Genomic DNA, 24,472 nt, shown 5'->3' on the forward strand with positions numbered 1-24,472 from the left:
TGTTACCATTCTTTCCCTGTTGATACGGGTGTGTTTTTACTGTTTGCTTGAAGCAACATCTGTGCTTTGAGCAAGTAACTAGGGTCTCTTACACTTTCCACTTGTTGTAACTTTCTAATATCAGGATCGATATTTTGTTGTTGGGAAGTCGTTGTGTTTGATGGGGCTGTTTTTTTGGCACCATTATTGCTCTGAGGGGACGCATTATCCTGAGCTGCTGGTTTCACTTTCTCTTGTTGTGCCTGAGCTTTTTGTTGAGCATCTTTCGGCTTAGAAGTTGCTTGCGCTGATGCTTTATTCTCTTTAGCCTGAGACTGCTGAGACTGCTGAGACTGCTGAGACTGCTGAGACTGCTGAGACTGCTGAGACTGCTGAGACTGCTGAGACTGCTGAGACTGCTGAGACTGCTGAGACTGCTGAGACTGCTGAGACTGCTGAGACTGCTGAGACTGCTGAGACTGCTGAGACTGCTGAGACTGCTGAGACTGCTGAGACTGCTGAGACTGCTGAGACTGCTGAGACTGCTGAGACTGCTGAGACTGCTGAGACTGCTGAGACTGCTGAGACTGCTTATTTTGTTGCGTCGATTGTGGTTTGGATGATTTTGAATCGCTATTTTGTGCTTTAGATTTTTGATTTTCTTGCGATTTTTTATTCGATTTCTGTTGATCTTGTTGTGAGTGATTTGCACCATCTTGCTGTTGTTGTTGTTGTTGTTGTTGTTGTTGTTGTTGTTGTTGTTGTTGTTGTTGTTGTTGTTGCTGTTGCTGGACAACGTTGAGATTGTACTTCGCATCGTCATTATTAGGATCTAACTTAAGTACCTTTTGGTAGCTATCAATCGCGTGTTGCAAGTCTCCATTTTGTGCATAGGCATTGCCTTTATTATATAAAGAATCAATATCTTGATGGTCTTTTAAGGAAGCAATAGCTCCTGTGTAGTCGCCACTTTTGTATTGTGCTGCAGCACGCCACTTTGCATCGTCGAAGGTGCGCGCCGCATGAGCATAATCTTTGGCTTGAAATGCTTGAAAAGCACGTTGGTTAGCATTATCAAACGCATGCTCAATAACAGAAGCTTGTGCGCGATGGGCAGGCAAGAGCAAACTGCTACCGATTATCACTACCGAGAACACCACGCCTTTACGAAATAAAGGTAAAGCGAATAGTAGCACCAAGGGTAATAACCAGAATCCATTGTTAATCTGCTGTTCTATCTTTTGCTTTTTATCATCATGTGTCACCGCATCGAAGGTGGAGTTAGATACAAGGGCTGTAATATCTTGGTTGTCGTGTCTATATTTCACGAACTCCCCTTGTCCTGCATTTGCCGCTTGACGGAGATGATTAAACTGCGTCTTAGCGATGACAGTGTTGCCATTGACTGTGGTTAGTAAAGAGCCATCAGATAATGGGATAGGCGCCCCTTCCGATGTGCCAAAAGCCAATACAGATAGTGTCCATTGTCCGCCATCTAATAGCGTTTGAATTTTGCTAAGTTCTTGTTTATCTAAATCGTCAGCAAAGAGTAATATTTCACCTTTATTGAGGCCAGCCTGTTTCATAATGGTGATGGCTTGCTGTACTCCAAGATCCGCTTGGGCCCCTTGAATTGGCATAATGTCCGGGGAGAGATTATGCACTAAATTAGATAACGTTGCTGCATCGGTGGTGAGAGGGCTTAGGGTATAAGCATCTCCTGCATAAGCAACAAGCCCGGTTTGTCCTTGAGTAAACAGTGGTAGAATGTCCTGCGCTTTGTATTTTATTTGGTCAAGGCGGCTGGGCTTAATATCCTTGGCATAGACAGAGCGTGACATATCTAATACCAATACTCGAGCATGAGAGGATTGAGACGCAGGGATCGTTTGCTTCTCAAAACTCGGGCCAGACAGAGCAAAAATAGCCACTACACACAGCGAGCAAAACCATACTGGCGCAGTTGATTTCTTTTGCGCTCCCCTAGACATAGCTTGAGCTAGGTGAGGCGCAATGATACGTGCCCCTGTCGCCGTTCGACTTAACCAAGCCATTATAATCAGCATAGGTATCAATAATAGGAAGGCTTGAGGGCAGAGAAACTCAAAATTAGACATTATTTCTCCTTAAAACAACGACAACGAAAATTAACAGTAGGCCAATTAGTGTCGGCCAAACAAAGCATTCGGTTCTTGGCCTCCAAGATTGGGTAGCATTTTGAACAGGTTGTAATTCGTTGATCTTGCTGTAAATATTCTCTAAATCCTTAGCGTTGCGAGCCCTAAAGTATTGCCCTCCAGTTAAGGTGGCCACTTTAGTTAGGGTTTGCTCATCAAGATCCTGCGCTGTATTGACGGTTCGTGTCATAAAGAAATCGTTCACTTGCATCTTTCCTGCTCCCACCCCAATGGTATAGATAGTGGTATGGAATTTTTTGGCAATTTGCGCAGCTTGAATTGGGTCCATGACACCTGCATTGTTACTGCCGTCGCTGAGTAAAATCATGACCCTTTGTGGTGCGTCGCTGTCAACAAAGGTTTTTGTGGCCAAGCCAATGCCGTCCCCAATAGCGGTTTGTGTGCCAATTAGCTTTAAAACCGTTTGATTGAGCTGTGCTTTAACCGTTTCTCTATCAAAGGTTAAAGGGGTTTGTAAGTAGGCGTGATCGGCAAAATAGACGAGGCCTAATCGGTCACCAGTGCGCTGATCAATGAAATCAGAAACGACATTTTTCACAGCGCTAAGCCTATCGATATAGTCACTCCCTTGTTGCATATCTTCTTGGCTCATGGAGTAAGAGAGATCAATAACCAACATCATGTCTCTATGTTTCGGATGGATAGCAACAGGGTCGCCGTACCAAACAGGTCTTGCACTTGCTAGTACTAATAATACCCACGCTAAGATGGTGAGAGCCTTAGCAATAGTGGTGCTTTTATCTTGTTCAACAACCTTTTGTGAAAGGTGAGGCAAAATCACCATTGACGTTGCTTTTCGCTCACGCAAAAAACGATATGTTAGATATGGAATGGGGAGAGCGAACAGCATCCACCACCATTCAAAGGTAAAATCACTCATGATTCGTTCCAGTTTCGAAATTTTCTTTTTGGTGGCAGAGCGTGGCACAGCCAGTGCTCACAGTCTTTGATGAGCTCGGAGTTGACCTCATCTGTATTGCCTTGTTCAGCGTATAAGGCCGTTTGCCACTGTTTGCCTTTAGGTGAAAATCTAGGTTCGGTTAATTGAGAGTCGAGAAAAGCCAACCACTGCTTCCCAGTCAGTTTTGCAATATCTTGGCGAGGGAAATAACTCAATGCGGCTTGACGTAATAACTCTTGGGTTTCTGGCACCGTAAAACGGTTGGCGTTCTGCTTGAGTATGCACAGAGCTGCTTTCTTTGCTTTGTGCTTCGTTCGTCTTTGTAAAAGCACAATAACGAGGCATAGGATCACCAAGCAGGCGAGGATTAATATTCCCCAATACCCCCAAGCGAGTGGCCAAGCACTAGGATCGGAAGGGAGATGGAGCGGCTTTAAAGGCAATGTGTGAGCGTGTTGCTGTATTTGACTCATAATGATTTATTTTACTGTATGTGGCCGTAGTTGTTGCAGTATAGGCGTACCGCTTGAGATGAGAGAAAGGGCGATATTGTATTGGCCAAACTGCTCTGCTAATTGCTGCTGTTGTTGGGAAAACGCCTCATTAATGGACTGTTTCACCTTAGTGTTGGATAAATTAACCAACATGACATGTTCTTTGCCACACAATGTTTGATTGCCTTTAGCTTGGGTCTCACCTAGCTCTATAGGGTCATAAATTTGCATTGCTCGCACTTTATTATGTGTTGAGATCTGTGCAATAGAAGTCATGTCGTGCTGTGAGAAATCGGAGAAATCACTAAGGATAATGAGCTCACTTCCTTTTCGGCATAACTGTGCTGCTTTTTTTAACGCTTGTTGTCGCTCACTATTATGGGTGTCCAGATTAATTGATAGAGGGTTTTGGCTTATTGTACTGTGCAAAGTCGTTGGCTTGTTTGGGGCTTGTTTGTTGGTGTTATAAGTTAAGCCATTGTTATGTATGTGACTTAGTCGGTGGAGCAATTGCAAAAGCGCTACTTTTGAGCTGGATGGACGTATTTCAGTTAGCGTCTCTCCACTACGAATAATTGCTCCTACTCGATCTTTATTAATGATGGATGTCCAGGATAGTAGGCTGGCTAAGTGGCACATTTGTACGGATTTTAGTAGTAACTGTGTGCCGCTAAACATGCTTGGGGTTAGGTCGATGAACAGGATGACGGGTCTTTCGCGCTCTTCTGTAAATAGCTTGGTGTGCACTTTTCCTGTGCGTGCGGTGACACGCCAATCAATTTGACGCACATCATCGCCTGCTTGATATTGGCGCACTTCAGAAAACGTCATACCTTGGCCTTTGTGTGCGCTGGTATGTTGACCATTGAGTTGCGACCACAAACTTTTAGCAGGTGGTTGCCAGCGTTTAGCATGTAATTGATAAAAGCTCAGTTCATTGACGCTGACGGTTACCCCATTACAGGCATGAGGTAACTGGGCAGACGCAATAGCGTGTTCAAATTTATTGGGGGCACTGGGTTTACGACCAAACCAAGAGGTCTTTTTACTGCGTTCAAACATAAGTGGTGCCTTATGCTGAGGCAACAGTATGCAGCAGTTCTTCGATGACTTTGTTAGCATCGATACCTTCTGCTTGCGCTTGGTAGCTAAGTAACAATCGATGACGGAGTACAGGGAATATCACAGCGCTGACATCTTCAGGGCTAACAAAGTCACGCCCGGCAAGCCAAGCGCTGGCTCTGGCTGCTCTATCGAGTGCAATGGAGGCGCGTGGGCTAACACCCATTTCTATCCACTGGCTTAATTGCTCGCTGTAAGCACTGGGCTGTCTGGTGGCCATAATTAGGCGAATAATATATTTCTCAATGGTTTCAGACATATGTATAGAGAGCACTTGACGGCGCGCTGCAAAAATATCTTGCTGGGAAAGTTGCTGAGTAAATGAATGAACTTCACCAAGGGCTTCCCCTCGATTGAGTCTTAGTATATTTAACTCACTTTCTGCATCAGGGTAGTTAACTTCAATATGCAATAAAAAGCGGTCTAATTGCGCCTCAGGCAATGGGTAGGTGCCTTCCTGCTCGATAGGGTTTTGTGTGGCCATAACCAAAAATAACTCTGGTAACGGATACGTTGTTTGGCCGACACTGATTTGTTTCTCGGCCATGGCCTCCAACATTGCCGCTTGTACTTTTGCAGGGGCGCGGTTGACTTCATCCGCTAGAACTAACGAATGAAATATAGGGCCTGATTTGAATTGAAACTCGCCGGTTTCTGGACGGTAAATATCGGTACCCGTTAAATCTGAAGGCAGTAAGTCAGGGGTGAATTGGATACGGTGAAAGCTACCTTCAATGCATTCAGCTAAAGATTTGATGGCACGGGTTTTAGCCACACCAGGGGCGCCTTCAACTAAAATATGCCCATCAGCTAATAGCGCGATAAGAAGTTGTTTAACTAAATTATCCTGACCAATAACTTGGCTGTTTAAATAATGTTGTAGCTGCTGGAAAGCGTGCGCAGGCATGTGAGTGTTCCTTGTTGCGTTCTAAGCGATAATAAATAGAGGGAAGAATAAAGAAAAAGTTCCCTTCTTTATGTCTTTGTTTTATCGGTATAAAAATTAGCAGTGATTAACATACTGTTAAGTTGGGCCTATTATTAAAAGTTCAAGAGCATACCGATGTATATTCTGACTAAGCCGAAAACTAGGTTGAATATCTGCTGATTACAATACAGCGAATACCTTATCTGATTCAAAAAGCAGTTTTGCAAGCTATTATTTCAATGTTGTAAGCATTGCCATACGAAACAGTATTATATGCAGTGTATAGATCGGATAGGTTACCATGCGCCATAACCTCCTCTTTCGATGACACGATGAAGACTAGATTGCATGAGAAGATGTGCTCTGAGACTGTAAAATCGTTGATAACATGGTTTCACGACGAACGTCTAAAATCTCATCAATAATGGTATTTTTGGCGGCAATGCCAAAATGATGCACGTAGTTTTGAATTTTATGCACTTCGTCTTTATGCAGTTTATAGACTTTTTTCTTTATCAGAGCTTTAGCTTCGCTTTTTATCAGGCCCTGCTGTTGCAGTACTCGAATAATTTCACTATCTAAAGGGTGAGGTGTTTTGGTCATTATTGGCTAGCTCAGCTTGTTATACCAACCACACTTAATAAGTGATCAGACATAGCGCAGGAAAAATGCTCGAAAACAAGGGGGAATTTTTCGATAAGTAGTTATTCTACAATCAAAAATTCTAACGCAGTTATCGAGTATGTTAACAAGCTAGAATGACCAGTTATTTAGTACGCTTGGTTCTATATCAATTAATTTGCCGTTGTTCGGCTTGGCGCTGAGCATAATAGATAACATGGATGACAGCTTTGTTATCTCAATGTGTGCGAATGTAATTTTGTGCGTTAATTATGGTTTTTTATTCATTGCAGAACAAAGAATGTGACGAGGTTAACATTAAGTGAGTGTCGTATAGCGATCAACGTAAAAGGCAGCCCCTGTTACACTGACAATAACAGGGACAGAGAAAAGCAGTATGAGATCAGCGTAATGAGTGAGTGTTGACACAATGCTGTAAGTGCTTAGTGTGGAAATTTATGCAATTAATACCTTGTAAGCAATTAATACCATATATGGTATTAAAGTGGCAACGGAGCTGGACTGAATAATCGTCAAAACCTTGTTTAAGCTCGTTGCCCTTTAAGAGTATTAAAACTTATAGCTGATGCCACCATAAAGCATACTGACATTCCAAGTGGTATTTGAACTGCTCACATAACTTCTTTCAATATCGGCACTGTCACCTTCATAGGCAACTCTAAATGAGAGTCCTGGTAAGATGTTGAGGGGGGCATAGTCAAGGCCAAGGCCATAGTGAATCGCTGCGCCAGAATCTTTATTAAGAAGGGTAAAATCACGACTTTGTTTTAAATCAAGGTCAGCTAAACCGAATTTCACAAAAGGGCGCAGTCCACAGTCGAATGTATAACCAAGGTTGGCTGAAAACGAAAACGAAGTGGGTGATAAGGCCTTCATTGTGGTGGCGTCTGCCTGAAAATTAACATTGCCATAATCGGCATACGATGCTTCTAAGCCAATAATTCTGTTAAAGAAGTACCCAGCGTATAGGATGTAGGCTGTGTTTTGTCCTGTGTAATGGGGTTTATCCGATTTGTAGAAACCATCATCGTATTTGCTAGCAAACCCATCATCGTCAAATGAGGTTTTACCTGCCCCAGCACCAAGGTATAAACCACTGCTGTCATTGGCAATGGCTGTGCCTGATACAAGGAAAGCTCCTGACAAAAACATCGCTGTATATAATTTCATAATAGTGTGCAATAGATTTAAAATGGAGCGGGAGTTTAGCTAAGTTGTTTGCTTTTTAGCCATGTGTAAACCATGTTCTCATTTTTTATGGTTTCATATGCGAAACAAGGATTGTCGGTCTTAACTGGCAAGTATTGATTGTTACATTCTGTTGCAAATGATAATAATTAGCATGTAAATGTTTGATTTAAGTAACTTTATGTATATTAGTATTTCATTATTCTAGTGAGGTTGTTAACCAAACTAGGAGTAAAATAATAATGAAATTAAAGTCGGTAATCGCACTCTCTCTGTTGATCCCTTTTGGCGCAATGGCTGACCATGACAACACCGTAATCAATGGCTTCGATTACGGACCATTGGCGCAATTTGTAGGTACTTGGAAGTCTGTTGAAAGTGGTGGTGTGGATATCTCTCCTGCACAAACTGGAACCCCTCAAGGTGAAGGCGCTCCAGCCGTTACTCCTTTTTACGAAGTGATGACGTTTGAAGTCGCTGCAGATGCGGTGAATGCGAGCGAACAAACATTGGTTGCGCTTTACTACAAACAAGAAGTCTTCCGTAAATTGGACGATACTAAGTTTCACGACCAGCGTGGGTACTTAATCTACGATAAAGATAATCAAATTGTATATAACTCTTTCTGTGTGCCAAGAACAACGTGTGTCACAGCAGAAGGTACCGCAGGTAGTGACATGAGCTTGAAAGTTTCCGAGCGTGGTATTGCCGAGTCGAATTATATGCTAGCGAACGCCTCCACAACGGATTTCTCTATGAACATTAAAGTTGAGGGAGATACGTTAACCTATTCACAAACCACCGCGCTGCAAATTTATAATAAAGCGTTTGCTCACACAGATGCGTCAGTATTGCAACGGGTGAAAAACTAATAACCCCCCATACATTTTTCCTAGTGTTATCGCTAACCATGGAAACAAAAAAGCCCTGATATTTACTGGTTTAGTTAAAAGTAAATCAGGGCTTTTTTTTATTTAATGTTGATGTTTCTATCTCGCAGATCGTACATATCGGGTGTGGTATGCACCCCACCGGCAAAGCCTGCTTTTTCTAATGTTTCTCGAACTTGTTTTACATCTTCTGCAGAGACCACAATGTCTCTTGCCCCTAAATGGTAGCGAACAAAGGTGATCAGCTCGGCGAGTTTCTGATCCGATAACACGTCTTCAAAACTTGCCATCGGCATAAAGTTTTTATCTTCAACCAAATAGGTAGGAGCTAAGCCGCGCACAGCAACCGCAATGGTATTGAAAGGGTCACGATGCATAATGATACCGTTATTCAATAACGCAGGAGCAATGGGATCACGCCCTTTACCATCTTCCCCATGGCATGCGCCACAGGTTTGTTGGTAGACGGAATAAATGTCGGTATTATAGGCGCTTTCATCAAAGCCTTTGGCCTTGAGTACTTTAGCCTCTGGGTCAATGAAATTATTGTTGTCCCCTTGAATGAGGTAGTAGGCCATGGCTTCTACATCATCACGAGACATCAAGCTGAGACTATTTTTAACCACATCGGCCATGCCAGCAAAGGCGGTGCCCTTATCTGAGTGTCCGGTATGTAAAAAGTCGCTTAAAACGTCAGTGTCCCAACCATCGATATACAGCTCATTGGCAGTAATATCTGGCGCATTCCATCCATCAATGATGTTACCTTGGAATATGCGATCACTGATGATGGCTTGGGCGAGGTTACGTGGTGAGTGACATTCAGAGCAATGGCCTAATCCTGCAACCAAATACTTACCTTGTTGCCATTTTTCAACCTCTTGCACGCTCTCTTTTATCTGTGCGGGCACGTCATAAGATAGTGGGCTAGTGTCCATAAACACCACATTCCAGCCAAATAAACCTAAACGAATATTGGAAGGAAATAGCATACTGTTGTCATTATTACGCCTTGCGACAGCGGTGATGGATTGTAAATATTGCCACATATCCTGCATATCTTGTTCTTTGACATACTGATAAGAGGTGTAGGGCATTGCTGGATATAAATAACCATGGCGTCCTTTGCCATCCACCAGTGCGGCTTTAAAGTCCTGATAATTATATTGGCCAATGCCTTCACTGGCATGAGGGGTAATATTGGTGGAGTAGACAGTACCAAATGGCGTCACAAAAGGCAGTCCACCGGCAAAAGGTTCACCACCTTCTGCGCTATGACATGCCACGCAATCTCCAGCATGAGCTAAATACTCTCCTCGTTGGATGGCATCACTATCAAGACCGGCCAGTTTGATATCTTGGTCTAGACGATCACGGGTGAGCATAGCACCAATGGCTAAAATTTCGTTGTGCGTTAACTGACTGGCAAAAGCGGGCATGACGTTATTTAGACCAAAACGTATGCTGTGCTGGATCTCTTCAATACTGCCACCGTGTAGCCAAATATCATCCGATAAAATAGGCACGCCAATTTCCGGATTGGCAACGGAGCCATCACCGTGACAGGCGGAACAGTATTGAGTGAACAAGTGTTTCCCAAGTTCCACTTTTACGGGGGGAACATCCGTATGACGTTGATTTAATGAGGCTAAAAAGTATGACAGTTTAGCTATTTCATCATCGTTAAGAATTTCGTTATAGCCAGCCATAGCGCCGTTGCGCCCTTTTTCTATAGAGTGAAGGATCGCTTCATCCGTGCCACCATACAGCCAGTCATTATCGATTAGGTTAGGGAAGTGCTTTTGACCTTGAGCATTGTCTCTATGACAGGCTGCGCAATGGGTTTGAAATAATATTCGTCCAGAGTCCGTGATGGCTTTGTTATCGGCAAGGTGTGTTAATGAAGTATCGGTGACCTTGGCAAACTGCTCATCTAAAGAGGTCACGGGCGAACTTAATTTGTCATCGCTTTGCTGCCAATCAACTAAGCCTTGCCAGTTGCCTAGCCCTGGATAGAGCACGAGAAAACCGACCGCAAGACAAAATGCAATGAAGTAACCTACAAATAAGATCTTGGGTGGAGGTGCATCGTTTTCGTCAATACCATCAAATGTTGCCAACGACTTGCTGGCGTTCGCCTCATGATTTTTTCGCCAGTATTTGATGATAATGCTAACCATTAATAGCAAAAAAATAACAATGCAGGTTACAGCCCATAAATTCCAGAAATGACTCATTGCAGAACCTCCTCTGCAGTATCAACTCCTAAACTTTGTAAGTAACGAATTAATGCCTCCCCTTTTGTTTTCCCGCGTACTTGTAATCGGGCATCTGCGATTTCATTCTCTGAGTAAGGTACACCTAAGGTTTGTAACGCTCGCATTTTATCTGTGATGTCATCACCAGAAAGTTTATGTTCAAAAAGCCATGGATAAGCGGGCATGATGGACGTTGGAATGACATCTCTAGGGTTGACTAAGTGCAGTACATGCCATTGATCGGAGTACTTTCTGCCAAGGTTGGTTAAGTCAGGCCCTGTGCGTTTAGAGCCCCAAAGGTTAGGGAATTCATAAATATCATCCGGTTCTTGGTTGGCTCTACCATTGCGTTTTGTTTCCGGCTCTAGTGGGCGCACCATTTGCGTATGACAAACATGACACCCTTCACTGATATAAATATCGCGTCCAGCGATTTGGATGGCGGTGAGGGGTTTAGCCGAGCTATTTAATGCCAGTTCCGGTCCTCTTACAATATTGGGGACAATCAATACCAAGATTGAAAAAGAGGCAACAATGAGGGTGGCGATGATGAGAATCAGCACCGATTGAGTGAAGTCTTTACTCATTATAAAGTCTCCCTTTTAAGCACTAGCTTAGGCATTTTTACCGTTTTATAGAGGTTGTATACCATGAGCAATAAGCCGAGTACGAATAAGGCCCCACCTAAGAAACGTAACAATAACCATGGGGCTTTAAAGTCCATAGCTTCGACAAAGCTATACATAAGTTCACCGTTGTCATTTTGTGCCAGCCACATATAGCCCTCACCAATGCCTGCAACCCATAAAGCAATGGCATAAATAGCCACTCCGGCATGAGCAAGCCAGAAGTGCCATTTGATTAAGCGCGCGGACCACAGTTTGTCTTTGTCCCACAATTTTGGGATAAAATAGTAAAATACGGCAATGCCAGACATGCCTACCCAACCTAAAGCCGCAGAATGTACATGACCAATAATCCACTCGGTGTTGTGCGCTAACATATTGAACCAACGTATGGCCAATAGCGGCCCTTCAAAGGTGGCCAAGCAGTAATACATAATGGCGGAGAAGAAGAACAACATAATGTAGTCATTTTTCAGCTTTTGCTTGTTTTGCAGTAACGTCATAGCGCTGTTAAATGCGCCCCCCCATGACGGTAACCACAAGATAAGTGACATCACAATCCCGATATTTTGTACCCAAATAGGCACGGAAGAGTAAATAAGATGATGGGTTCCTGCCCATGTATAAAAGCCGACTAATCCCCAAAAGTGAATCACAGAAAGGCGATAGGAATAGATAGGACGTTCTGACACTTTAGGGATGAAATAATAGTTCATCCCGATAACGCCTGCGGTGAGAAGAAAGCCTACGGCATTGTGCCCCCACCACCATTGAACAATGGCATCTTGAGCGCCGGCAAACACCGAATACGATTTTGTTAAAGAGGCGGGAAGCGCCAGATTATTCACCACAAAAATTAATGCGATAACAATAATAAAGGCAGCAAAGAACCAGTTAGCGACAAAGATGTGATGGACCTTTCGCTTGGCAATGGTGCCAAAAAACAAAATGGCATACAGCACCCACACTAAAACAATAAGAAGATCGATAGGCCATTCCAGTTCGGCATACTCTTTTGACGTGGTGTATCCCAAAGGTAAGGAGAGCACGGCTAATAGCAAGACCAGTTGCCAGCCCCAAAAGACCATCCAAGCTAAACTTTTATTAAATAACTGGCATTGACCTGTGCGTTGAGCAATATAAAGAGAGGCACCCATTAGCATGTTGACCACAAACCCATATATTACCCCTGAGGTGTGCAAGGGGCGCAAGCGGCCAAATTGAATGTATTCAGAGTCAAAATTTAAACTAGGCCAGTACAGTTGGGCAGCTAATACCACGCCAATGAACATACCGATCACGGCCCATACAACGGACGCCATAACGAAGTATTTGACCACCTTAGTGTCGTACTGTGGGATTGTGTTTTCCATCACGTCATCCTTTACTGCTGAGGTTTTTGACCAAGCTTGGAGAAGAAGTACGAGACATCTTCAATATCTTGATCGGACAGAGCGTCAGCTTGTTGCTGCATGAGTATTGCGAGGCCACTACTGCGTTCGCGAGCTTTGTAATCTTTTAGGGATGAAATGAGATACCCCATTTTCTGACCGCGCAGGTTGGGGTAGGGATCTAATGTTGAAATGCCATCTTCACCATGGCAGGTCATACACACTTTGGCTTTTGCTTGACCCACTGCAAATTGAGCGTCTTCTTCTGCTAAAGCATTTCCTGTTAAAGCAATGCAGCTAAATCCAAGTAGAGTGATTAAATGCATTTTCATCGGCGCCAGTCCTTGTCCGAGCCTCCAGTGTTGGCCGTTGGAGGGATATAGGTGTAGAAAAAAGTATAGTTAAGCATTTGGATAAGGCATTGCATTAATTCAACTTGTGGCGAATTTTGTGGCGAGTTGTGTTCAAGAGACGTATTGGCAAAGATAAGCCTTTAACTCAATAGGCTTATCTTTGCGGTGAAATAGGGCTTGGAAAATAGGTTAACCATTTGTTTTAAAGTGCAATTTCAATCATTTCATCCGCTTTAAACAACTCGGATGGCTGGTTGAATGCCTCGATGAGTTCGCTCACTTGCTGTTTTGTGAAATGATCTTGAAGTGACACAAACTGAACTGGGCGTGCGTGAGCATCTAAGGTGATCCAGCGGGCTTTTCCCTGAGCAGATTCATTTCTTATTTGACATCGCTCATCCCTGTCTAAATAGAGTGCTAACGCTTTTGCTAGCTCATTTATGGGAAGAGTGGATTCAATGCGATACACATATCCGCCTTGTATTTTCTGTCTAGCCCAATAATCAATGCCCTTTAAATGAATGATCTTTTTGGATATGAAAAGGGCACAACTATTGCGCTGATAGGGAGAAATTGCGACAGCGGAGTGTTTAAATTCAGGCTGGCCTGACGCTTTATCTGTGGTATTGGCGATCAGAGCACAAGGCTTACTGTGGTTGGCTGTGGTGTCGTTCCAATGTATCGGCATAAAGAGTTGCTGTGGCGATACATCGCAGGTGACATTTGCACGTACTAAAGCGGTTCCTTGTGCGTTAGATACCCAAGCTAAATGCCCGTCAGTAATGGAAAATTGCGCAGCAGTGTTAGGGTGGATTTGCACATAAGGTTCACTGCAGTGCTTGGCCAGTTGCGCTGATAATCCGGTACGGGTCATGGTGTGCCAATGATCTCGAGTGCGCCCACTGTTAAGGATCAAAGGGGTATCATGGGTGATTGTGGCAACGGGTGGGTGATAGCATACAGCCACAAAACGTCCGCGGTGATTAGGGGTATTAAAGCGTCCATCGCTAAATAAGCGTTGGTTTGTCGTTTGCTGTTGTAGTTCAGTGACTGGCCATTGTTGTGGGGTTAAACGGCTATACCCTTGAGCATCTAAAGAGGTTAAACCTATGAGGTTTAAGTCTCGTTCGTTCTGCAGGTTATCTAAAGTGGTGAGGCGAGCATACTCGTTAAACACCTCACCTTCGTGTTGGTAATTGAAGGCATCGGTGTGTCCCATCTTTTGCGCTACTTGCGAGATGATCCACCAATCAGGCTTTGCTTGCCCAGGACTTGGTAAAATACGTCTTTGCCGCGATATGCGCCTTTCTGAGTTGGTGACTGTGCCCGACTTTTCACTCCAGCCCTGAGCGGGAAGCACAATGTCAGCCATACGCGTGGTTTCAGTATCGGCAATACAATCGGACACCACCACTAGTGGACACTTGGTTAGAGCGGACTGTATTTTGTCTGAATTGGGTAGGCTCACCATAGGGTTGGTGGCCATGATCCAAATGGCTTTGATTTTGCCACACTCAATGGCATCAAACATATCAATCGCTTTGAGACCCGGTTGCGTGGCCAGTTGTTCTGTTTGCCAAAATTCACGGATAAGCTGTTGATGACGTGGGTTTTCAAACTCCATGTGCGCAGTTAACGTATTTGCTAGCGCCCCCACTTCTCGTCCGCCCATAGCATTAGGTTGCCCGGTGATGGAAAAGGGCCCACTACCTGGTTTGCCAATTTTTCCCGTAGCGAGATGACAGTTTAAAATCGCGTTGACCTTATCAGAACCTCGACTGGATTGATTTACCCCTTGAGAATAGATGGTCACTACACGCTCGGTATGGGCAAAAGCGCAATAAAACTGGTGTAACTGCTCCGTAGAAAGTTGAGTGACTTGAGTTAAGTCTATATCGCGTGTTGCGGTTTCAAGGGCGTGTTGAAAGCCTTGGGTATGGGTGGCGATATACGGTTCATCTAACGCATCGTGCTGTTGTAAATGCGATAGCAGTCCATTAAATAAAGCCACATCGGAACCCGACGCAATCGCTAGGTGGCTATCGGCTAGATCGCATGTGTCTGTTCTTCTTGGGTCGATGACCACAATATTTAATGCAGGGTTAGACTGTTTGGCAATGCGCAATCGTTGAAATAATACCGGATGACACCACGCTAGGTTAGAGCCGACGATAACCACCATTTCTGCCTGTTCTAAGTCTTCGTAACAAATCGGCACTGTATCGCTACCAAAAGCACGTTTATGCCCAACCACGGATGAAGCCATACACAGACGTGAATTGCTGTCGATATTGGCGCTGCCCATAAACCCTTTAATCAGTTTATTGGCCACATAATAGTCTTCGGTTAAGAGTTGCCCTGACACATAAAATGCCACCGAGTCTCTGCCATGCTCCTCTATGGTTTGGCTAAAACGATCGGCGACCATTTGTGTGGCTTCATCCCAGTCTAAGGTTTGCGAGGCTGACTGGGTGTTTAATGTGGGATAAAGTAAACGTCCCTCATGCACGACAGTATCGCCAAGTGCAATGCCCTTTGTGCAGAGTTTGCCATAATTAGAGGGGTGGTTTTGATCGCCCCTCACTTCTAATTCACCACAGGCTTTTGGCCTAGCTTCTACACCACAACCCACACCGCAATAAGCACAGGTTGTTTTTATCCATCCTTCCTCTTGTTGATTCATGAGGAGTCCTTTGATTTGCTATTAATGCTAGTTACCTTGCAAAAATCAAACCAAGTTAATGGAAATGCAAAAATCTTAAATAAATCCTTTGTATTCAAATATTTAAATTATCGCCTACTACCAAAGTAGTAGGCTTAATGTGCTAAATAATGTGATGATATCTTGGTTGTGCACCAAGTTGAGTATTATTGCACCTTAAAGGTTCAATTTGTCTTATTTTTTCTTGTTGCCAGTGAAGTAAACTAGCTATATAGCGTAAATGTTTCCCCGGTAAGTATTTGTAATTAAATGGATTCAACGTAATTTGTTAAATAATATTTAAAGATTGGTATTGAAATTGCAGGGCTTAGTATAGAAGTCATCACATCAATGCTCGCTTTTGAACAGTGGCAGGATGGCAAGACAAGATCTAGGAGCAATTCAATGCAAGCACATGGACATTACCTTGGAAGCGTCACACTGGTTGGCGCCGGACCTGGAGACCCAGACCTGCTCACAGTAAAGGCCCATCGAAAGATCCAACAAGCCTCCTTTATTGTGTATGACAACTTGGTAAGTGAAGAAATACGAGATCTCTTTCCTCAACAGGCAAAGAAAGTGTTCGTTGGAAAAGCGAAGGGTGCCCATAGCGCGACACAACAACAGATTAACGACATATTGTTGCAATCAGCATTGGATGGCAATGATGTGTGTCGCGTGAAAGGGGGAGATGCTTTTGTGTTTGGACGTGGCGCAGAAGAGATGTTGATGTTGGCCAAAAACGGCATTGCTGTGGATGTGATCCCTGGTATTACCGCAGCGTCAGGGTGTACTAGTTATGCAAACATTCCATTGACTCATCGCGGGTTAGCTCAAGGGTGTACTTTTATTACCGCTCATGCGGATAAAAAGTTGGATATTAATTGGTCCGCTTTAGCTCAGTTAAAGCAAACATTAGTCCTTTATATGGGGCTGAGCAAAACAGATATGCTGATGGATAAATTGGTTGATGGAGGATTATGTGCCAATACGCCAATCGCTTTTATAGAAAATGGCTGCACGATAAAGCAGCGAATCATTCTGGGAACACTGCATCAATTGACGTCGCTAAAACGGCACCACCAAATTCAATCACCCGCATTGATTGTGGTGGGAGAAGTGGTTGCGGTTGCTGAGCAAATGGACTGGCTTAGCCAGTTATCTCATCGTCAACTGTCCAAAACAGAATGTCCCCAATCATTGCAATTAACCGCTTAATCGAACCAAGTTAGCAATTTCAAGGAATGAATATTATGGATAAGCATCGAGTGATAGTCGTGGGCAACGGTATGGTTGGTCACAAATATATAGAAGCGTTATTACAAGAAAAACGTACCGATATTGAAATTATTACTTTTTCAGAAGAGCCTCGACTTGCTTACGATCGCGTGCATTTAACTTCCTATTTTACGGGCAATGGTGCATCGCAATTGGCTTTAGCCGATGAGGACTATTACAGGGAAAACGGCGTTAAATTTGTTGTGAGCGATAAGGTCGCACGCTTGGACACCCAAGGGAAACAAGTATTCACAGAAAGTGGCCGTATTGAGTCTTACGATACTTTGGTATTAGCCACGGGCTCTTATCCATTCGTGCCTCCTATTGCTGGTAATGACGGTGAACATTGCCATGTTTATCGTACTCTTGAAGATCTTGATGGTATTGAAGAATCCAGTAAGTTGAGTCAAAACGGCGTAGTGGTTGGGGGAGGGTTGTTGGGTTTAGAAGCGGCCAACGCTATTAAAGAGTTGGGTTTAGAAACCCATGTGGTTGAGTTTGCGCCACGACTGATGGCGGTGCAACTTGATACGGGAGGCGGCGCACTGCTGCGTAGAAAAATTGAATCCTTAGGGGTGAATGTACATACCGAAAAGGCCACTAGCGAAATTGTGGCAGGTAGCAACTCTCGATACCGTATGAACTTTGCAGATGGCTCCCATTTAGAAACGGATATGATCGTCTTTTCGGCGGGCATTCGTCCGCAAGATGAGTTAGCTAAAGGTGCCAATATTGAGTTAGGTGAGCGAGGGGGAATTGTGGTCAATGACTACTGTCAAACCAATCTCCCAGATGTGTACGCGATTGGTGAATGTGCTTTATGGAAGGGCAAGATTTTTGGTTTAGTGGCTCCGGGTTATCAGATGGCAAAGGTCGCCGCTGAGCACTTAGTTGGCGGTAAAGAGTCTGGAACTGTGGCCTTTACCGGTGCGGATATGAGCACTAAGTTAAAGCTTCTTGGTGTGGATGTGGCCAGTATTGGCGAAGTTCACGATCAAACCCAAGGGGCTCAATCTTACACCTTTAGCGATGAAATAGAACAAGTCTACAAACGCTTAATCATTTCAGAAGACGGCACAAAAATCATTGGTGCTGTGCTGGTGGGGGATGCCGAGGCTTACGGCACTTTATTGCAAATGAAGCAAAATGATCTGCCTCTTCCCTCTAATCCATCCGTGTTAATTTTGCCTAATGTGGCAGGGGATGACTCGGCGGGGATGGGGGTGGATGCGTTACCTGATAGCGCGGTGATTTGCTCTTGTTTTGATGTGACAAAAGGGGATATCAAGGACGCCGTTCAGGCCGGTTGCAATACTATGGGCGCCCTTAAAGAGTCCACCAATGCCTCTACTGGTTGTGGCGGTTGCAGCGCTTTGGCAAAACAGGTACTTGATAGCGAATTATTGAGTTTAGGGGTAGAGGTGAATAATGATCTTTGTGAGCATTTTGCGTACTCAAGGCAAGCGCTGTCAGATATTGTTCGCATCCAACAAATTAAAACCTTTGATGAGTTGCTCAACCAATACGGTAGCGGGCATGGCTGTGAAATATGTAAGCCAACGGTAGGCTCTATTCTAGCTTCATTTTGGAACGAATATATTCTGCAAAATGCGCATATGGAACTGCAAGATACCAATGATATTTATCTTGGCAACATGCAGAAAGATGGCACCTATTCGGTTGTGCCGCGTATTGCGGGAGGGGAAATTACCCCTGATAAATTGATTGTGCTTGGTGAAGTGGCGAAACAGTTTGATCTGTATACCAAAATTACCGGCGGGCAACGTGTGGATTTATTTGGGGCACAATTAAATGATTTACCAATCATTTGGCAAAAATTAGTCGATGCGGGATTTGAAACGGGGCACGCCTACGGTAAGTCGGTACGTACTGTTAAATCCTGTGTGGGCAGTACTTGGTGTCGATATGGGGTGGCCGATAGTGTGCGCTTAGCCATTGATGTTGAGAATCGCTACAAAGGGTTGCGCGCCCCTCATAAACTGAAATTTGCGGTGTCGGGGTGCACCCGAGAATGTGCCGAAGCACAATCAAAAGATGTGGGGATTATTGCCACGGAAAATGGCTGGAATTTGTATGTGTGTGGTAATGGGGGCATGCGCCCTCGTCATGCCGATTTATTAGCGACCGATTTAGATGAAAGCACACTGATTCAATATATAGATCGTCTGTTGATGTACTACATCCGCACAGCCGATAGATTACAACGCACGTCAGTATGGCTAGAAAATTTAGAAGGTGGCATTGACTACCTCAAACAAGTGGTGGTTGACGATAAATTGAACCTGAGCGCAGAACTTGAAAGAGAGATGCAAAGCAATATCAATCACTATCAGTGCGAATGGAAAACGACCTTAGAGTCACCAGAGAAATTAAAGCGCTTTAGTCACTTTATCAATAGCAAACAGCGTGATAATTCATTGAATTTTGTCTCAGAACGCGAACAGCGTGTTCCCAAACTCAGTAAGACACAGCCAAGCATTGAACAATCAATAGACGTGGTAGAGATCCATTAACCGTCAGGGATGCATTGAACACCAAACCACGCAATATCAATATTATCATTCAGTCTAGGAGAAAAGGATGGATAACTGGCAAACCGTTTGTGATGTAAAGGACATCGCCCCAAATGTTGGAGTCTGCGCTCTGATTAATGGACAGCAAATCGCGATATTTAACTATCAGCGAGCAGGGGCGTTATACGCCATTTCTAATTATGACCCAATAGGAAAAGCGCAGGTACTTTCTCGAGGTATTGTCGGCTGTTATGAGGGCGTACCTGTGGTGGCTTCCCCTTTGTATAAACAGCACTTTAATCTTATCAGTGGCTTGTGTGTGGAAGAACCGCAATATAGCGTGAAAACACACCCAGTGCGTTTACTCGATGGTGTAGTACAAGTTCAAGTGGCAGAAGCGATAGCTGCATAAATTGTGTGCATTACTGAGCGTAAAAATGATCTATTCGAGCAGTGGGATGTCGCTAGAATGAAAGCATAGTAGAAAAGGATTTATAGTATGGATAACAGTAAATTTTCTTTATTTTCGTTCACCGGTAAGATGAAAATTTTACACTTAAGCTGGATGGCTTTCTTTATTACCTTTGTGGTGTGGTTTAACTTCGCCCCCTTGTTACAAATGGTAAAAGAAACCTTAGGTTTGAGTACCCAAGAAGTAAAAATGCTATTGATATTGAACGTAGCATTAACCATACCGGCACGGGTCATTATTGGTATGTTTACGGATAAATTTGGACCCCGTAAAGTCTATTCGGCACTTTTGGCCGTGTGTTCTATCCCATGTTTTATGTTTGCGTTTGCGGATAGCTTTGTGCAAGCGGCTATTGCCCGTTTTTTACTGGGCTTTATTGGGGCTGGCTTTGTTATTGGTATTCGCTTGGTTTCCGAGTGGTTTCCACATGATGAACTGGGGACTGCAGAAGGTATTTATGGTGGCTGGGGTAACTTTGGTTCTGCCGCTGCTGCATTTACCTTACCTACGCTTGCCCTCTTGTTTGGCGGTGAAGAGGGTTGGCGCTACGCGATTGCTTTGACTGGCTTGTTGAGTTTGTTGTTTTCTATCGTTTTTTATCGTTCGGTATCGGACACGCCGAAAGGCTCCACCTATTTTAAACCTAAGCACCTCACAGCAATGGAAGTCACCTCTAAAGGGGATTTCTATTTCTTACTATTTATGAAGATCCCTATGTATGCGGTATTGGCGTTGTTGACTTGGAAAATGTCTGCAAGTGGCATCAACATGTTATCTGATACGGTGGTCAATTGTATTTATGCGGGGTTATTTACTTTATACCTTGTTGAAGTGACACAAGTTTGGAAGGTGAATAAAAACATCTTCAAGCAACCTGTGCCAAAAATGCATCAATACAAATTTAAACAAGTGGCGGTGCTGAATGTATTGTATTTCGCTACCTTTGGTTCGGAATTAGCCGTTGTTTCTATGTTGCCATTGTTCTTTGCTGAAACCTTTGAACTTACCCCTGTTTTAGCGGGTATGGTGGCATCGGCTTACGCCTTTATGAATCTCATGTCTCGTCCTGGTGGCGGTTGGATTTCGGATAAATGTGGCCGTAAACCGACACTGCTTATTTTAACATTAGGTCTTGCTATTGGTTATTTCTTAATGGGCCAAGTGGGGAGTCAGTGGCCGGTATGGTTAGCGGTAGTGACGGCGATGGTGTGCTCGTTCTTTGTGCAAGCAGGCGAGGGGGCAGTATTTGCTACAGTGCCTCTTATCAAGCGCCGTATGACAGGTCAAATAGCCGGCATGACAGGGGCGTACGGTAATGTGGGGGCGGTGACCTATTTAACTATCCTGTCTTTTGTGGATTACCAAACATTTTTCTACGTCATTGCAGCTACGGCAGTACTGGGCTTTGTGACTTTAATCTTTATGGAAGAGCCCAGCGGTAAAATTGCTGAAGTGAACGACGATGGCAGCGTGACATTAATCGATGTGTCGCACTAATCATTGCTGCAGCCTTATAGATTAGCGTTAGATAAGCCCCGTATTGCAGGGCTTATCTATTGGCATAGCAAAGATGGAAGGTATGCTGAGTGAAACAGAGAGTTCAATCACAATTGATGGTGAGTTTTGGTGGAGCATCATGGCAAGGGATGCGGGATGAAAACCAAGATGCATTTCTAGTTAAGGTGCCGCAACAGCGATATGAACGAGAGCATAAAGGGGTGGTGGCCTGTATAGCCGATGGTGTCAGTTGCAGTAATCACAGTCAAAAGGCAAGCCACACCGCGGTTATGCAGTTTGTGAGCGATTACTATTCTACTCCTGACAGTTGGAGTATTCAGCATTGCGCCAGTAAAATTTTGACCAGCATGAATAACTGGTTATTTACTGAGGGGTTAAAGCAGAGCCTTAAGCATAATGGATTAGTGACCACCTTTAGTGCGGTGATATGTAAATCCAATACGGCGCATTTATTTCATGTGGGGGATACCAGAATTTACCGCGTAAGAGGGGGTAAGGTTAAGTTGCTCACTCGTGATCATCAAAGGGTCAACTTTGGACAAAATCCGCATCTTATCCGAGCCTTGGGAATGGACAGTCGATTAGATGTGGACTATCAATCTTTTGAGTTACAAGTTAGTGATCGCTTTATCTTAACCAGCGATGGTGTACACGATACGATTGCACAAAATGATCTCTACAGCATGTTTACATCTCAAGTGAGTAAAGAGCCGTTGGCTGACAGCATAAGCCAAATGGCCATAGATCAAGGAAGTACCGATAACGTCACCTGTTTAATCTTGGATGTGGAGCAATTACCTAGCCATTCACTATTAGAACATCAAGCTCAATTGCTTTCTCGCACTGTGCCTCCCGCTTTAAAAGTAGGTAATAAAATTGACCAGTATCGGGTGACTAAGGTGCTGTATGCGGGGCCTAGAAGTTATGTATATCAAGTTGTTGATGAGCATGGGGTAAGCAAGGTGCTTAAAGCGCCGTCACTGACTTACAGTGAGGATATTGAGCATTTAAACCAATTAGCGAATGAGTATTGGGTGGGGCGGCAACTTAATAGTGAGCGAGTGATGAAGGTGTATCCGGTTGCAGACGATACTCGGTTTGTCTATCAACTGTGTGAGTTTATTGATGGTATTACGCTTCGGCAGTGGATGTTTGATAACCCTAATCCGAGCATAAATAAGGTGCGCACCATTATTGAGGGGATCATTAAAGGGGTACGGGTACTGCAACGCGCGGATATGGTACATGGAGATTTAAAGCCAGAAAATATTCTTATCACTGAATCAGAAGAGGTTAAACTTATCGATTTTGGTGCGGTAAAAGCATTAGGGCTAGAAGAAATAGTGACTAGCAATCAAAGCTGTGAGCCTTTGGGAGCGGTAAACTATATTGCTCCTGAAAGTATAGATACGGGAGAGGCGAGTACATTATCGGATCTGTTTTCCGTGGCGGTGATTGGCTATGAAATGCTGTGCGGCGAGTTGCCTTATAAGCCCATATCGGCACAAGTGGCGCAATCGACTCGCCATCATAAATGGCATTACCGGCCACTGCAGCAGTTTCGTGGCGATATGCCAGCATGGTTAGACTTGGTGTTTCGCAAAGCTACACAAACCAATCCCAGTGTTCGTTATCAGGCGCTAGGGGATTTTTTGCTGGATCTAGCCACGCCTAACCCACAATTAGTAAAAAAAGCGAAACAGAGCCCCTTATTAAAAAGAGACCCTGTGCTGTTTTGGAAGTCATTAGCGATCATTGCTATAGCGACCGCTTGCTTACAATCGTTATGGTTACTCGGCTAGTTGTACTGTATGAAAAAAGCTAAGTGGGCATTTACTTATGGTTGAGTGGCTTTCGTGGCAAACCCATTTAAAGCCTTGCTCATCTTGGCAATAATATCGTCGCAACCGGTAATATTATGTCGTTGTTTAAGGTAGTTTGGATCGTTATAGGTTAACCAAACGAGTCCATGAACGTCTTTGGAGATAAGCGCTTTTTGTGGAAGGTCAATACCCGCGCTTTGTTGACATGCCATAAGAGGCGAACCCACTTTAGGGTTACCAAACAGCAGCAACTCGGTTGGGCGCAGTTCGATGCCAATATCTTGCGCCACATCAGAGTGTTTAATACGAGCAAAAGTGGCCATTCCTTTTTCTTGAAGCGCGGCAACAAGTCTATCTGCGGTGGTATCAACGTCATGATGACTCTTTATCGAGATCAGTCCATTATTAGCTTGAACGGAAAAGCTGACCAGTAGTGTGCCTATCAGTGCCATCAGTGATTTCGACATAGTGCCTCCTGCGATAGTCGTTATATGGGGTATCGTTATTCCTCTACTATTGAAGATAGTTGGCCAAGCTATAGAGTCAATAATCCTGTGATTTAAAAAGGAAAAACGAGAGGTGAGAGTGAGTAGTAAGCTCCATTAAATCGTGATTTTTTATGAGTGTAATCATGAACGATGGTTTAACTTCAAACAGACGCCACTCTTTAGAATAACGACATCTCAAAACTCTCCTTGTTTTCAATGATTTTTCAAGGCAAGGTCTCATTATTGTTTGTGAGTGATGTGCTATTCATTAAGCGTAACTATTGGGGAAAAATGAAGGGTATGAAATTCATGAAGGGTATTAGGGGCGCGCGGTTGGCTGTGGCAACAAGTGTTGTGGTGATGGGGCTGTTTAGCGCTTCTGCATTGGCTACGACAGGGTTTTTGAAAAGCAAAGATGTGCAAGCATTTAGCCAGGTTTGTTATTACGATGTATTGGGTGAGTTACACAGTCTAAATATAAAATCGACAGATATTTGCCCTTTAAGCTATGACTTTAATATTGTACCAAAGTTGAGCAAGCCTGAACCAGAGGCGAATAAAACGGGCTTTTTTAAGCATGACCAAACCTCTGGCTTTAGTAAATTGTGTACTTATGATGTATTGGGAGATAGCTATGTCATTACAATTGGTAGCACAGAAATTTGCCCATTAACCTATAAATTTTAAG

20 protein-coding genes are annotated in these 24,472 nt (G+C 43.9%); 7 read left to right on the top strand and 13 right to left on the bottom strand.

The genetic code is table 11. The annotated features are described in order from the left end of the window. Positions 1-2: 2 nt before the first annotated feature. The 7 genes from OCU56_RS16765 to OCU56_RS16795 form a co-directional block, all read right to left on the bottom strand. Positions 3-2,096 (bottom strand): VWA domain-containing protein, encoded by a 2,094-nt coding sequence (locus OCU56_RS16765; protein WP_261875077.1) that lies wholly within the window; start codon positions 2,094-2,096, stop codon positions 3-5. Next, positions 2,089-3,057: a vWA domain-containing protein gene (locus OCU56_RS16770; protein ID WP_261875078.1), complete on the bottom strand. Its 969-nt coding sequence runs from the start codon at positions 3,055-3,057 to the stop codon at positions 2,089-2,091. Before OCU56_RS16770 ends, OCU56_RS16765 begins: the two co-directional genes overlap by 8 nt. Further along, complete coding sequence (locus OCU56_RS16775; RefSeq protein WP_261875079.1) at positions 3,054-3,551, bottom strand: DUF4381 domain-containing protein; 498 nt, start codon at positions 3,549-3,551, stop codon at positions 3,054-3,056. The genes OCU56_RS16770 and OCU56_RS16775 overlap by 4 nt, the downstream gene beginning before the upstream one ends. A 6-nt stretch (positions 3,552-3,557) precedes the next feature. Further along, positions 3,558-4,634, bottom strand: coding sequence for a DUF58 domain-containing protein (locus tag OCU56_RS16780; protein ID WP_261875080.1), 1,077 nt, complete (start codon positions 4,632-4,634; stop codon positions 3,558-3,560). Positions 4,635-4,644: 10 nt separating this feature from the next. Further along, complete coding sequence (locus OCU56_RS16785) at positions 4,645-5,601, bottom strand: AAA family ATPase (protein ID WP_261875081.1); 957 nt, start codon at positions 5,599-5,601, stop codon at positions 4,645-4,647. Between the two features lie 360 nt (positions 5,602-5,961). Beyond that, on the bottom strand, positions 5,962-6,225 hold the full coding sequence (locus tag OCU56_RS16790; protein WP_261875082.1) for a hypothetical protein: 264 nt from the start codon (positions 6,223-6,225) through the stop codon (positions 5,962-5,964). Positions 6,226-6,813: 588 nt separating this feature from the next. Further along, a complete protein-coding gene (locus OCU56_RS16795; protein WP_261875083.1) occupies positions 6,814-7,434 on the bottom strand; it encodes a porin family protein in 621 nt (206 codons plus the stop codon). Positions 7,435-7,694: 260 nt separating this feature from the next. On the opposite strand from OCU56_RS16795, the gene OCU56_RS16800 reads away from it, so the two are divergent. Continuing rightward, the gene (locus OCU56_RS16800; RefSeq protein WP_261875084.1) at positions 7,695-8,324 is read left to right on the top strand and encodes a heme-binding beta-barrel domain-containing protein; all 630 of its coding nucleotides are present in this window, start codon (positions 7,695-7,697) and stop codon (positions 8,322-8,324) included. Between the two features lie 98 nt (positions 8,325-8,422). Here OCU56_RS16800 and OCU56_RS16805 read toward each other — a convergent pair whose 3' ends face one another. From OCU56_RS16805 to OCU56_RS16825, 5 genes are all read right to left on the bottom strand, one after another. Continuing rightward, positions 8,423-10,579 (bottom strand): c-type cytochrome, encoded by a 2,157-nt coding sequence (locus OCU56_RS16805; RefSeq protein WP_261875085.1) that lies wholly within the window; start codon positions 10,577-10,579, stop codon positions 8,423-8,425. Then, positions 10,576-11,187 (bottom strand): cbb3-type cytochrome c oxidase subunit II, encoded by a 612-nt coding sequence (locus OCU56_RS16810; protein ID WP_261875086.1) that lies wholly within the window; start codon positions 11,185-11,187, stop codon positions 10,576-10,578. The genes OCU56_RS16805 and OCU56_RS16810 overlap by 4 nt, the downstream gene beginning before the upstream one ends. After that, positions 11,187-12,599 carry a cytochrome-c oxidase, cbb3-type subunit I gene (ccoN, locus tag OCU56_RS16815; RefSeq protein WP_261875087.1) on the bottom strand — a complete coding sequence of 471 codons (1,413 nt, stop codon included), beginning with the start codon at positions 12,597-12,599 and terminating at the stop codon, positions 11,187-11,189. The genes OCU56_RS16810 and ccoN overlap by 1 nt, the downstream gene beginning before the upstream one ends. Before the next feature lie 11 nt (positions 12,600-12,610). Continuing rightward, positions 12,611-12,949: a c-type cytochrome gene (locus tag OCU56_RS16820; protein WP_261875088.1), complete on the bottom strand. Its 339-nt coding sequence runs from the start codon at positions 12,947-12,949 to the stop codon at positions 12,611-12,613. Between the two features lie 223 nt (positions 12,950-13,172). Continuing rightward, a complete protein-coding gene (locus tag OCU56_RS16825; RefSeq protein WP_261875089.1) occupies positions 13,173-15,653 on the bottom strand; it encodes a molybdopterin-dependent oxidoreductase in 2,481 nt (826 codons plus the stop codon). Positions 15,654-16,076: 423 nt separating this feature from the next. Here OCU56_RS16825 and cobA point away from each other — a divergent pair, with 423 nt between their 5' ends. From cobA to OCU56_RS16850, 5 genes are all read left to right on the top strand, one after another. After that, positions 16,077-16,889: a uroporphyrinogen-III C-methyltransferase gene (cobA, locus tag OCU56_RS16830; RefSeq protein ID WP_261875090.1), complete on the top strand. Its 813-nt coding sequence runs from the start codon at positions 16,077-16,079 to the stop codon at positions 16,887-16,889. 35 nt (positions 16,890-16,924) lie between these two features. After that, positions 16,925-19,483: a nitrite reductase large subunit NirB gene (gene nirB / locus OCU56_RS16835; RefSeq protein WP_261875091.1), complete on the top strand. Its 2,559-nt coding sequence runs from the start codon at positions 16,925-16,927 to the stop codon at positions 19,481-19,483. A gap of 67 nt (positions 19,484-19,550) precedes the next feature. Continuing rightward, positions 19,551-19,895 (top strand): nitrite reductase small subunit NirD, encoded by a 345-nt coding sequence (nirD, locus tag OCU56_RS16840; RefSeq protein ID WP_261875092.1) that lies wholly within the window; start codon positions 19,551-19,553, stop codon positions 19,893-19,895. An 87-nt stretch (positions 19,896-19,982) separates the two neighbouring features. Beyond that, positions 19,983-21,452: a NarK family nitrate/nitrite MFS transporter gene (locus OCU56_RS16845; RefSeq protein WP_261875093.1), complete on the top strand. Its 1,470-nt coding sequence runs from the start codon at positions 19,983-19,985 to the stop codon at positions 21,450-21,452. 116 nt (positions 21,453-21,568) lie between these two features. Further along, positions 21,569-23,275 carry a bifunctional protein-serine/threonine kinase/phosphatase gene (locus OCU56_RS16850; RefSeq protein ID WP_261875596.1) on the top strand — a complete coding sequence of 569 codons (1,707 nt, stop codon included), beginning with the start codon at positions 21,569-21,571 and terminating at the stop codon, positions 23,273-23,275. A gap of 35 nt (positions 23,276-23,310) precedes the next feature. On the opposite strand, the gene OCU56_RS16855 is transcribed toward OCU56_RS16850, so the two are convergent. Then, positions 23,311-23,763: a DUF302 domain-containing protein gene (locus OCU56_RS16855; RefSeq protein WP_261875094.1), complete on the bottom strand. Its 453-nt coding sequence runs from the start codon at positions 23,761-23,763 to the stop codon at positions 23,311-23,313. Positions 23,764-24,093: 330 nt separating this feature from the next. Here OCU56_RS16855 and OCU56_RS16860 point away from each other — a divergent pair, with 330 nt between their 5' ends. Then, on the top strand, positions 24,094-24,471 hold the full coding sequence (locus OCU56_RS16860) for a hypothetical protein (protein ID WP_261875095.1): 378 nt from the start codon (positions 24,094-24,096) through the stop codon (positions 24,469-24,471). Position 24,472 lies beyond the last annotated feature (1 nt).

The organism is Vibrio rarus (assembly GCF_024347075.1).
GTDB lineage: Bacteria > Pseudomonadota > Gammaproteobacteria > Enterobacterales > Vibrionaceae > Vibrio > Vibrio rarus.